The following is a 10,422-nucleotide window of genomic DNA, read 5'->3' as shown; positions in this document are numbered from 1 at the left end:
GACGTGTCTACTAACGGCATGGCTTTAATCTAACTTTCGGAGAAAAAAATGAAGTTTAAGCGTAGTAAACAACAGGGTTTTACACTTTTAGAAGTGATGGTTGTTGTGGTTATCCTAGGTATTTTGGCAAGTTTTGTTGTTCCAAACCTATTGGGTAACAAAGAGAAGGCTGACCAACAAAAAGCGATTACGGACATTGTCGCGTTGGAAAATGCCCTAGATATGTACAAGTTGGATAACAGCGTTTACCCAACAACGGACCAAGGTCTAGAAGCATTGGTTAGTAAGCCATCTAACCCAGAGCCACGCAACTACCGTGATGGTGGTTACATCAAACGTCTTCCTAATGACCCTTGGGGCAACCAGTACCAATACTTAAGCCCAGGTGATAACGGTACAATCGATATCTTCACTCTCGGCGCAGATGGCCAAGAGGGTGGAGAAGGTCCAGCTGCAGATATTGGCAACTGGAACATGCAAGACTTCCAATAATTGAGCCTAAGCCAGCACTAATGAAACAAATGCGAAAACATAACGGTTTTACATTGATAGAAATTCTATTGGTGCTGGTTTTGCTATCTCTTACGGCTGTGGCCGTGATCTCGACGTTACCGACTAGCCAAAAAGATCTTTCCAAACAGTATGCTCAAAGCTTTTTTCAGCGTTTACAGCTGCTCAATGAAGAAGCGGTGCTGAGCGGTAAAGATTTTGGCGTTCGAGTGGATGATACCAAATCGACCTACGCTCTACTGAGTTTAACCTCAGAAGGTTGGCAGCCTCTGAAATTAAAGCAGATTCCGAGCAAAACCAAGCTAGAAGAAGATATTACGCTACAACTCGAGCTCGGAGGTGGTGCTTGGGATAATGATGAGCGCTTATTCAAACCAGGTTCTCTTTTTGATGAAGACATGTTCGCAGAAGAAGAGGACGAAAAGAAAATTCAGCCACCGCAAGTGTTTATCTTTTCCAGCGCCGAAGTCACGCCATTTACCCTGTCTTTTTTTCCGCAAAATGGTGATGCCTTTAATGACGGTTGGCGAGTCATTGGCAAAGAAAGTGGACAAATTTTGTTATTAGCTCCGGGCGAAGAAGTGAAAGAGGATGAGAATGCGCAATTTTAAGCAAGCTCGCCCAAATTTGAGTCATCGCCGGACGAGAGGCATGACCTTACTGGAAGTATTGGTCGCACTGGCAATTTTCGCTACCGCTGCCATCAGTGTCATTCGCTCTGTGAGCCAGCATATTAATACAATCAGTTATCTAGAAGAAAAAATGTTTGCAGCCATGGTTGTGGATAATCAGATGGCAAATGTGATGTTGAATACCGGAGAACTCAAAGCGAAAAACGGCACAGAAGAGCTGGCAGGACGCACTTGGTTCTGGAAAGTCACGCCAGTCGCCACGACGCAGCCATTGCTGAAAGCATTTGATGTGAGCGTCTCGGTAGAGAAAAGCGCGAGCCCTGTAGTAACGGTACGAAGCTATGTGGCGCAATAATCATCTCCGCGCAAACACGCGCCAAAGGGTAAAAGGTTTTACACTTATTGAAGTGTTGGTATCGATTGCCATCTTTGCCAGTTTAAGTGTCGCAGCGTACCAAGTGGTATCGCAAGTACAGCGTAGCAATGCGCTATCACAAGAACGAACCCAACGCTTAAACGAAATTCAGCGTGCCATGGTTATGATGGATAACGATTTTCGTCAAATGGCGATGCGTCAAACACGTACTAATGGTGAAGAGCCTGCTAGCCGGCTAATTTTTTGGTCCGATTACCTGTTGGACTCCGATACTAAAGGGCTGATGTTTGCCCGTTTAGGTTGGCACAATCCTCAGCAGCAGTTCCCTCGTGGAGAAGTAACCAAGGTTGGCTATCGCTTAAAAGAAGAAACACTGCAGCGAGTATGGTGGCGCTATCCTGATACGCCGGTTGGGCAACAAGGTACTGTTACTCCATTGCTAACGCAGGTCGAGTCATTTGATATGCGTTTCTATGATGGTAAGCAATGGAAAAAAGAGTGGGCTGAAGAAAAAGCGCTGCCGAAAGCGGTTTCTGTTGTTCTCACTCTCAAAGACTATGGAGAAATTGCCCGCACTTATCTCACTCCTGATGGCACATTGAGTCAGAAAGAGGAAAGTTCAGGAGACAGCAATAATGGTTAACCGTCAGCGCGGTGTTGCTTTGATTATAGTGTTGATGTTGCTGGCGATTATGGCGACGGTTGCCGCCAGCATGTCGGAACGTTTGTTCTTACAGTTTCAGCGAGGCGCTAATCAAATCAATTACCAGCAAGCGTACTGGTACAGCCTTGGCGTCGAGGCGCTAGCAAAAGTGGGTATCGAACAAAGTTATAAAGACACCGACACGATTAATATGAGTCAACCGTGGGCGATAAAAGAGCAAGTCTATCCGTTAGATTATGGTCAAGCGGCGGGACGAATTAGAGACAAGCAAGCGTGCTTTAATCTAAATGTATTGAGTCGTGTGCAACCAACGGGTCAGCAAATTACAAGACCATATTTAGTGAATGTATTGCAGCGCCTATTAGAAGAGTTGGATGTCGAGCCATATCAAGCAGAAATCATTGCAGACTCTACTTGGGAATACATTGATGCTGATGACTCTGTCCGTTCGACTACTGGGGTTGAAGACAGCACATATGAAGCGATGAAACCTTCCTATTTGGCATCAAATGGTTGGATGGCAGATGCTTCCGAGTTACGGGCTGTCTATCAGGTGAGTGGTGAAATTTTCCAAAAATTGGAGCCGTTGGTCTGTGCATTGCCAAGTGATGACTGGCGTTTAAACGTGAATACGATTGATGTTGAGCAAACTCCGATTTTGGTGGCAATGTTCTCACCAAACTTAAGCAGTAGTGATGCGATTCAGCTAATTGAAAAACGCCCATTTGATGGGTGGGATAGCATTGATGAATTTTTAGCAGAGTCAGAAATGGCTGGCTTAAGTGAAGATGTAAAGAAAAACGCCAAAGGCTATTTGGGTGTGGATAGCGCCTTTTTTGAATTGGATGCACAAGTGTTGGTGGATGAATCACGTGTACGTATCCGAAGCCTTTTGCAAAGTACAAATAGAGAAACGGTGACCGTAGTTCGCCGTCGTTTTGGAGGGATCAGTGAGCGAGTTTCTGACCGTTCGGCTGAGTAGCGAACAACAAAGTACCATTCCTTGGGTGGTGTGGTCGACAGATCAACAGGAAGTGATTGCTAGCGGTGAAATCGCCGGGTGGGAACACTTAGATGAATTGGTCTCATATGCTGGTCAGCGCCAAGTTGTGGCGCTGTTGGCGAGTAATGATGTGGTCCTGACGCAAGTGGATATACCGCCTGGTGCAACACGCCAATTCGAGGCGATGTTACCGTACTTAGTGGAAGACGAAGTTGCTCAGGACGTTGATGGCCTGCACTTTAGCGTGTTGGGTAAACAAGCGGATAAAGCGCAGATTTGCGCAGTTGAACGTGCTTGGATTCAGACTGTACTGCAACGTTTCTCAAGCCAAGGTATCGCCATTAAACGCATTTTACCCGATGTGCTTGCGTTACCGGTTCGTGGAGATCACAGCAGTGCTGCAATGATTGGCGAGCAATGGCTAATTCGTCACTCTGTGACAGAGGGCGCGGTTGTCGACGCTTCTTGGTTAGACCTTTACCTCTCTTCTTATCTACAAAATCATGAAGGTTGGAAGCTCGATTGCTATAGCTCGGTCCCGGAATCTGCGTTACCTGAAATATGGGAGCCGCAACCAGAGGAAATGACGATGGCTTTACTGGCGAAGGGGGTGACAGAAAGCAAAGTCAATTTGCTGACTGGGATCTTCAAGCCGAAATCTTCTTGGGGTAAATACTGGAAGCTCTGGCAAAAAGCCACCATTGCTGCGGGGGTGCTTATCGTTGTCATGGTTGCGCAGCAGTTGCTCGTGGTCCACAAGTACGAAGCACAAGCTCAAGCGTATCGTGAGGAGAGTGAGCGTATTTTCCGCCAAGTGTTCCCAAATAAAAGACGCATTCCTACCGTTAGTTACCTCAAACGACAAATGGATGATGAAGAGCGCCGCTTATCTGGTGGAGGTGGTCAGCAGGCAATGTTGTCATGGTTGGCGGCATTACCCGCGACGCTTGGTCAGGTCAGCGACTTGGAGATCACTAGCTTTAAATACGACGGACAACGTGGCGAAGTACGTATTCAGGCTCGTAGTTCAGACTTCCAACCTTTTGAGCAGGCTCGTGTGAAATTGGCAGAGAAGTTTAATGTTGAGCAAGGTCAGTTGAACCGTAGCGATAACGTTGTGGTTGGCAGCTTTGTTTTGAAGCGTTTGTGAGGTGATGATGAAAAATTTAATTTCTCAAGCTCAGGTTTGGTGGAGCAGCATCTCGCAGCGTGAGCAGCGTTTGGTCATGGGATGTGGCGCTATTGCCGTTATCGGTATTATTTATTGGGGTTTATTACAACCAATGAGTCAACGTGCGGAGCTAGCTCAGTCACGTATTCAAAGTGAAAAGCAGTTGCTAGCTTGGGTACAAGATAAAGCGGATGGCATCACTGCACTGCGAAAAAGCAGCGGTGTGAGCTACTCTAGTCAACCGTTGAATCAGTTAGTTTCTTCTTCAGCTCGTCGTTATAAAGTTGAGTTGATTCGAGTACAACCTCGTAATGAGAGCGTTCAAGTGTGGATCAAACCACTCGCGTTTAATCAACTAGTGGATTGGTTACGTTACTTGAAAGAGCAACAGGGTATTGAAGTCGAATTTTTAGATATCGACCGAACAGAGCAAGCGGGCATGATCGATGTAAACCGCCTTCAGTTTAAGCGAGGTTAAGGTGAAGCGAGCAGTACTTTACGTTGTTATCTTTATCGTCTTTTTTTCAGTCAGTCTTTTAATGGGATTACCAGTCTCTTGGGTGTTACAACAAGCACCAACAGTGAGAGGCCTGGACATTCAAGGAGCCAACGGTTCGGTATGGCAAGGTCAAGCTGCTAGTATTCGTTGGCAGCGCCAGAACCTTGGAGAAGTTAATTGGGATTTCCAATGGTCGAGTCTACTGACAGGTAAAGCTGAGTTTGCTGTGCGCTTTGGTCGTGGTAGTGAAATGGACGTTCGTGGGCGCGGTTTTGTCGGCTATAGCTTAAGTGATGGCCCTTATGCCAAAAACTTAGTTGCCTCGATTCCGGCGGTAAAAGTTGTTGAGCAAGCGCGCCTCCCTGTGCCTGTTGGTGTTGATGGGCAGCTTGAGCTGAATATTCGTCATGCGACTTATGCTGCGCCTTGGTGTAAGAACGGTGAAGGCACTTTAGTATGGAATGCCAGTGGTATTCAAAGCCCCGTTGGCAGCTTAGATCTCGGTCCTGTGATTGCCGATATAAACTGTCAGGATAGTGTATTGACGGCAACTGGTGAGCAGAGCAGCAAACAAGTCTCTGCGGCGTTTTCCGCTGAACTGATGCCTAATCAACGGTACTCAACCAAAGCGTGGTTCAAACCTGGTGCAGAGTTCCCATCCAGCATGGGGGAGCAACTGAAATGGTTGGGTAAGCCGAATGCTCAAGGTCAATATGAGTTTAATTACCAAGGGCGCTTCTAACCTATCGTGACAAAATCCAATATCTTAAAAGAGCTGCTATTGTGCAGCTCTTTTTGCTTTTGGATCATCGTAAGCTAAAACCTCTATTCGCTGTACATTGGGAATGAATGGAAATTTAAAACCATGATTTTTAATTGATTTGTTTTCTTTCGTTCAGCTTTACAGGCAATTGGAACATAGTAGGCCAAATACTCCAAGTGCTGTACAGAAGGTCAAAAAGAAAAGGCCACGAAGATATTCGTGGCCTTTCTATTGCTAGAATTTTGTGCTCTAAATTTTACCGATAGGGCGCTTAATCTTTGCGTTGTAAAATCTCATTCCAAGGTAAATCCGCATCACCAAGAACAATAAAGTTCGGGTTTTCTAGTGTTTCCCGCTCGTTATATGACAGCGGTTCTAATTGCGTGCTGAGAATACGTCCGCCAGCTTCTTCAACAATGCATTGTGTCGCAGCGGTGTCCCACTCACCTGTTGGACCTAGTCGGAGATAGCAATCTACCGCCCCTTCCGCGACGAGGCATGCTTTCAATGCTGCAGAACCGAGCGGTATTAAGTCGTAATTCCAGGCGCTGCTCATACGGTTAGTAATACGATTGATGTCTTGGCGACGACTAATAGCAATTGCGATGCTTTGCTCTGGCTGTTCGTGTTTGTGTGTATGGATTTTGACGCTGTCCGACATGTCGGGAATTTTCCAGGCGCCTTTGCCATTATAAGCGTAGTAAGTCACGCCAGATACAGGGCCGTAAACGACGCCCATGGTTGGTCGATTGTTGTCGACCAACGCAATAATAGTGGCAAAGTCACCACTGCGAGCGATGAATTCTTGAGTACCATCAAGAGGGTCGACTAACCAATAACGTTCCCACTGAGCGCGTTGCTCTAAGCTTATGTCTGCGTCTTCTTCTGACAACACGGGAATGTCAGGCGTCAGATCACTCAAGCGTTCAGTGATGAACTTGTGAGCTGCAATATCCGCACTTGTTACGGGAGTTTCGTCACTTTTGGTGTAGGCCTCGTATTGCTTCTTTTCATATATTTCGAGGATCATTTGCCCAGCACTGCGGGCAATCTCGATGACTTGAGGAAGTAGGTGAGATAGATCTTTTGTCATTGGCATAAGTGATAGTCCTTACTCACAGTGTTATTCGGTTCTAATGACCGTTATTGGTTATGCTTGTGAGTGGTGTTTGGTAAGTGTTTCAGTGCCAACATTAGCGCTGTGATGCTTCGTGCTTCACAGAAATCCATGTGAGTTAATAACTCTTCGGCTTGCGCAAGTGGCCAACGCACAATTTCCAGTGGTTCAGGCTCATCGCCTTCTTGCTTCTCTGGATAAAGCGCCTGTCCTAAAAATAGAGTCATTTTGCTCGAAAAGTAAGATGGCGCGAGGATAACTTGTTTCAACGGGGTTAACTGATTACAGCCAAAGCCGATTTCTTCTTTTAACTCACGATCCGCAGCTTGGTGTGGTGTTTCTCCTGGGTCAATCAGCCCTTTTGGGAAACCTAGCTCGTAACGTTCAGTTCCAGCGGCGTATTCACGCACCAGTAATAAATCGCCTTGTTCTGTTACAGGGACTACCATTACAGCATCTCGTCCACTTGGCTTCATACGCTCATAAGTACGATGCTCACCATTGGAAAAACGAAGGTCGAGCGCTTCCACAGCAAACAGTTTGGATTTTGCAACCGTCTGGCATGAGAGTATCTCTGGTGGGGTTCGTTTCGGCATGACGCTGGCTCCTTGGTGTCGTTGGCGTTTACGAGATGCGTAAGATTCTTAATATATGAGAACTCCGCCTGAGTTTCTAGCGGATTTTACGAGTCGAGCTAAGCATCTCAGCATCACCTCAGTATCGATACAAAAATGGGAGACCGAAGCCTCCCATTTTCTGACAGTGTTTACTCTTAGTAGTAAGAGTGATCACCACGGTCATGTTCTGTAGCATCACGAACTGCGGTTAGTTCACCAATGAACTGGTTTAGCAGCTCTTTCTCGATGCCTTCTTTTAGTGTTACGTCAACCATAGAACAGCCATTACAACCGCCACCAAATGCAACAATCGCAACACCGTCTTCAGTGATCTCAACCAAGTTTACGTGACCACCGTGGCCAGCAAGTTGTGGGTTCACTTGAGTTTGGATAACGTACTCAACGCGCTCAACCAGTGGTGCGTCGTCCGCAACTTTACGCATTTTAGCGTTAGGTGCTTTTAGCGTTAACTGAGAGCCCATTTTATCGGTAACAAAATCGATTTCAGCGTCTTCAAGGAATGGCAGGCTTAGCTCATCAACGTAAGCTGAAAAACCGCTGTAAGAGAGTTCAGTGTCGGTCGATTCTACTGCTTCTGGTGGACAGTAAGACACGCCACACTCAGCGTTTTGTGTACCTGGGTTCACAACGAAAATACGAATGTTAGTGCCTTCAGGTTGTTGACCTAAAAGGTTAGCGAAATGCGTTTGCGCAGTTTCTGTAATAGTAATATTTGACACGACGAATACCCGAGTAAATTTGTAGGTTACTGCTGCTATTCTACTCTTGTTGACGTATGGGTCTAGTCTTTTTGATGCTAAGGCATGGCGAAGCGATCTAGAGAGAACGAGGAGCAGGTGTTCTGCAGATGCAGTAAATATCGATGCTTTCTACGCCAACTTCAAGTAGTAAATGACATAATTGTCGGACGGTACTGCCTGTGGTGACTACATCATCGACGATGGCAACATGGGAAGAGTGAGGGCGCTTATTGAGAATAAACGCGCCTTTTAAGTTTTGTTCACGGCTTGTTTTGGTATTACCACGCTGTGATTGGGCGAGCCTTACTCGACGAAAGACCTTCGCATCAAAATTAGTCTGCAATTGCTTGGCGAGGTGTCGGGCTAAAACATCACTTTGATTAAAACCCCGGCGCAGGTAACGCTGCCAGTGCAATGGCACACTGGTAATGATTGGAGCTGGCGTGGTGATGCACTGTGCCAGTTGCTCGGTTAATGCTTTTACATGCCAAGACTCTCCGTGATCTTTAAAGCGTTGTACTTCCCGTGAAAGGGGAAAGTCGTAATCGCCTAACGTGTATAGCCTTTGCCATGGCGGTGGCTTTGAAAGACATTCACCACAAATACTATCCGTACTCATTTCTTCTTTCTGTAATGATAAACCGCAGCGTTGACATCGTTTTACCGGAGTTAGGTATTTTAAACAGTGCTCGCACCAGCGCAGAGTATTTGTGTGGCTTGGTGTTTGAATAGGGAACCGACACAGGCCGCATTGACTGCTCAATACGCGATGCATGATGTTTTGCCAGTGATGAGATAACATAGCGTTTATTCATGGTGATATTTTACTCAGCCTAACGCTTGGCTGAAGCCGTAGGGAATAAAATAAGTGGGAGAGATTGAGAGCATGAGCACGAAATTACACTGGCAGTCATTTGGTCAGGGACCAGATTTGGTGTTACTTCATGGTTGGGGCATGAATGGTGCGGTATGGCAGCAGACAGTCGAGTCTCTTCAACCTTATTTCCGAGTTCATGTGGTTGACCTTCCGGGGTACGGACATAGCGCCGAATCTCATGCTGAAGATTTAGACCATATTGCTAACTTGGTGGTGCAAGGTGCGCCAGAGAAAGCGATTTGGCTTGGTTGGTCCCTCGGAGGTTTAGTGGCGACGCATGTGGCATTAAATATGCCCGAGCGCGTGGCTAAGTTGATTACGGTTGCCAGCTCACCTAAATTTGCCGCAGAAAAACCGTGGCGTGGCATTCAACCGAATGTACTGAGTGCGTTCACCTCTCAGTTGCTAGAAGATTTCTCACTGACCATTGAGCGCTTTATGGCGTTGCAAGCGATGGGCAGCCCATCAGCGCGTAAAGACGTTAAACAGCTCAAGCAAGCGGTACTATCGCGCCCTCAGCCAAACCCTGAATCGCTGTTGGTTGGGCTAAACATCCTTGCTGATGTGGATCTGCGCGATGCGTTGACGTCTCTTTCTGTTCCAATGTTGCGTCTTTATGGCCGTTTAGATGGGTTGGTGCCAATTAAAGTAGCTAACGATTTAAGTGAACAGTTGCCTCATACCCAGCAGTTTGTTTTTAATCAGTCCTCTCATGCGCCTTTTATCACCGAACATGACGAATTTTGTGTTCAAATCCGAGAGTTTGCTCACGATTGAGCAAGTGCGAGCGGAAACACCTCAAGTTGTTTAAAAAGTGGTCGATATAAAGGCTGGTGAGGTTTTATTAGCCAATAAAGCTAAGCCATATTGACGAGTTGGGCGACTCTGAGGAGGGTTCGCAATGATTGTGTCACCGACCAACGTAAGTGTGCCACTGATCGCCCCATCCGTGAATGTGCAGACGGAACAAGCAGCTCGCGACAATAAAGTCCGAGAGCCTGTAACGCCAACGGTCGCATTGGCCAAAACCAATGCAGAGCGAAAAGTAAAAGGTGACGACAAGCGCCGACGTCAGTCTTCTTGGGATCCTTCAGAGCATCCTGATTATGATATGGAAACGGAAGTCGACACGCGTTATCAAGAAGAGCCGGAAGATACACTAGAACGGCTTTTTAGTTTGCTTGCGCTCAAATCGTATAGTGAAGACCAGGGGAAAGGCTACGCGATCCGCTTTCGCTTACCAAAGCGCATTTTGGATGCTGCGATCAATGAAGGATTAATGGAAAAGCGCAGGAAGGTGATCAAGTTTCATTATGGTCATGCAGTCGCTCCCCATACCCCGTCAGAAGTGATAGCAGTATTATGACGACTCAATATCCTACTCAAACAAAAACGCTCCAAGCAGGTTGACTGATTGGAGCGTTTTCTTTTT

The 10,422-nt window shown here is 46.5% G+C and carries 14 protein-coding genes; 10 read left to right on the top strand and 4 right to left on the bottom strand.

Annotated elements, in window-relative coordinates; all coding sequences use genetic code 11:
- The first annotated feature begins 48 nt into the window (after positions 1-48).
- The 8 genes from gspG to R7Z49_RS13915 are packed head-to-tail and all read left to right on the top strand — an operon-like array spanning position 49 to position 5,597.
- Positions 49-492, top strand: coding sequence for a type II secretion system major pseudopilin GspG (gene gspG, locus R7Z49_RS13950; RefSeq protein WP_005379298.1), 444 nt, complete (start codon positions 49-51; stop codon positions 490-492).
- Positions 493-521: 29 nt separating this feature from the next.
- Positions 522-1,121: a prepilin-type N-terminal cleavage/methylation domain-containing protein gene (locus tag R7Z49_RS13945; protein WP_031779019.1), complete on the top strand. Its 600-nt coding sequence runs from the start codon at positions 522-524 to the stop codon at positions 1,119-1,121.
- Positions 1,108-1,497: a type II secretion system minor pseudopilin GspI gene (gene gspI / locus R7Z49_RS13940; protein WP_017635009.1), complete on the top strand. Its 390-nt coding sequence runs from the start codon at positions 1,108-1,110 to the stop codon at positions 1,495-1,497. The genes R7Z49_RS13945 and gspI overlap by 14 nt, the downstream gene beginning before the upstream one ends.
- A complete protein-coding gene (gene gspJ / locus R7Z49_RS13935) occupies positions 1,484-2,161 on the top strand; it encodes a type II secretion system minor pseudopilin GspJ (protein ID WP_132936677.1) in 678 nt (225 codons plus the stop codon). The genes gspI and gspJ overlap by 14 nt, the downstream gene beginning before the upstream one ends.
- Positions 2,154-3,164, top strand: coding sequence for a type II secretion system minor pseudopilin GspK (gene gspK, locus R7Z49_RS13930; protein ID WP_005382999.1), 1,011 nt, complete (start codon positions 2,154-2,156; stop codon positions 3,162-3,164). Before gspJ ends, gspK begins: the two co-directional genes overlap by 8 nt.
- The gene (gene gspL, locus R7Z49_RS13925) at positions 3,133-4,335 is read left to right on the top strand and encodes a type II secretion system protein GspL (protein ID WP_053303405.1); all 1,203 of its coding nucleotides are present in this window, start codon (positions 3,133-3,135) and stop codon (positions 4,333-4,335) included. Before gspK ends, gspL begins: the two co-directional genes overlap by 32 nt.
- A gap of 7 nt (positions 4,336-4,342) precedes the next feature.
- The gene (locus R7Z49_RS13920; protein ID WP_005383002.1) at positions 4,343-4,834 is read left to right on the top strand and encodes a type II secretion system protein M; all 492 of its coding nucleotides are present in this window, start codon (positions 4,343-4,345) and stop codon (positions 4,832-4,834) included.
- Position 4,835: 1 nt separating this feature from the next.
- On the top strand, positions 4,836-5,597 hold the full coding sequence (locus R7Z49_RS13915; protein ID WP_017635007.1) for a type II secretion system protein N: 762 nt from the start codon (positions 4,836-4,838) through the stop codon (positions 5,595-5,597).
- A gap of 292 nt (positions 5,598-5,889) precedes the next feature.
- On the opposite strand, the gene cysQ is transcribed toward R7Z49_RS13915, so the two are convergent.
- From cysQ to R7Z49_RS13895, 4 genes are all read right to left on the bottom strand, one after another.
- Positions 5,890-6,717 carry a 3'(2'),5'-bisphosphate nucleotidase CysQ gene (cysQ, locus tag R7Z49_RS13910; protein ID WP_005379308.1) on the bottom strand — a complete coding sequence of 276 codons (828 nt, stop codon included), beginning with the start codon at positions 6,715-6,717 and terminating at the stop codon, positions 5,890-5,892.
- Positions 6,718-6,761: 44 nt separating this feature from the next.
- A complete protein-coding gene (gene nudE / locus R7Z49_RS13905) occupies positions 6,762-7,331 on the bottom strand; it encodes an ADP compounds hydrolase NudE (RefSeq protein ID WP_005379309.1) in 570 nt (189 codons plus the stop codon).
- Positions 7,332-7,507: 176 nt separating this feature from the next.
- The gene (gene nfuA, locus R7Z49_RS13900; protein ID WP_005379313.1) at positions 7,508-8,092 is read right to left on the bottom strand and encodes a Fe-S biogenesis protein NfuA; all 585 of its coding nucleotides are present in this window, start codon (positions 8,090-8,092) and stop codon (positions 7,508-7,510) included.
- A gap of 97 nt (positions 8,093-8,189) precedes the next feature.
- Entirely contained in the window at positions 8,190-8,915 is a 726-nt protein-coding gene (locus tag R7Z49_RS13895; RefSeq protein ID WP_186584546.1) for a ComF family protein, read from the bottom strand.
- Positions 8,916-8,999: 84 nt separating this feature from the next.
- Between R7Z49_RS13895 and bioH the strand changes: the two genes are divergently transcribed.
- Entirely contained in the window at positions 9,000-9,767 is a 768-nt protein-coding gene (gene bioH, locus R7Z49_RS13890; RefSeq protein ID WP_005384724.1) for a pimeloyl-ACP methyl ester esterase BioH, read from the top strand.
- A gap of 124 nt (positions 9,768-9,891) precedes the next feature.
- Positions 9,892-10,356, top strand: a complete 465-nt coding sequence (locus tag R7Z49_RS13885; protein WP_005379316.1) for a hypothetical protein — start codon at positions 9,892-9,894, stop codon at positions 10,354-10,356.
- The last annotated feature ends 66 nt before the right edge of the window (positions 10,357-10,422 follow it).

Source organism: Vibrio sp. 1562 (genome assembly GCF_033340155.1).
Taxonomy (GTDB): Bacteria; Pseudomonadota; Gammaproteobacteria; order Enterobacterales; family Vibrionaceae; genus Vibrio; species Vibrio alginolyticus.
This window is presented reverse-complemented; position numbering and strand designations above follow the sequence as displayed.

Bases quoted from the DNA above. Each gene is read 5' to 3' on its own strand.
- nudE (WP_005379309.1), bottom strand. From the start codon at position 7,331: ATGCCGAAACGAACCCCACCAGAGATACTCTCATGCCAGACGGTTGCA.
- cysQ (WP_005379308.1), bottom strand. From the start codon at position 6,717: ATGCCAATGACAAAAGATCTATCTCACCTACTTCCTCAAGTCATCGAG.
- R7Z49_RS13945 (WP_031779019.1), top strand. From the start codon at position 522: ATGCGAAAACATAACGGTTTTACATTGATAGAAATTCTATTGGTGCTG.
- R7Z49_RS13920 (WP_005383002.1), top strand. From the start codon at position 4,343: ATGAAAAATTTAATTTCTCAAGCTCAGGTTTGGTGGAGCAGCATCTCG.
- bioH (WP_005384724.1), top strand. From the start codon at position 9,000: ATGAGCACGAAATTACACTGGCAGTCATTTGGTCAGGGACCAGATTTG.
- R7Z49_RS13895 (WP_186584546.1), bottom strand. From the start codon at position 8,915: ATGTTATCTCATCACTGGCAAAACATCATGCATCGCGTATTGAGCAGT.
- gspI (WP_017635009.1), top strand. From the start codon at position 1,108: ATGCGCAATTTTAAGCAAGCTCGCCCAAATTTGAGTCATCGCCGGACG.
- gspJ (WP_132936677.1), top strand. From the start codon at position 1,484: ATGTGGCGCAATAATCATCTCCGCGCAAACACGCGCCAAAGGGTAAAA.
- gspG (WP_005379298.1), top strand. From the start codon at position 49: ATGAAGTTTAAGCGTAGTAAACAACAGGGTTTTACACTTTTAGAAGTG.
- gspK (WP_005382999.1), top strand. From the start codon at position 2,154: ATGGTTAACCGTCAGCGCGGTGTTGCTTTGATTATAGTGTTGATGTTG.
- R7Z49_RS13885 (WP_005379316.1), top strand. From the start codon at position 9,892: ATGATTGTGTCACCGACCAACGTAAGTGTGCCACTGATCGCCCCATCC.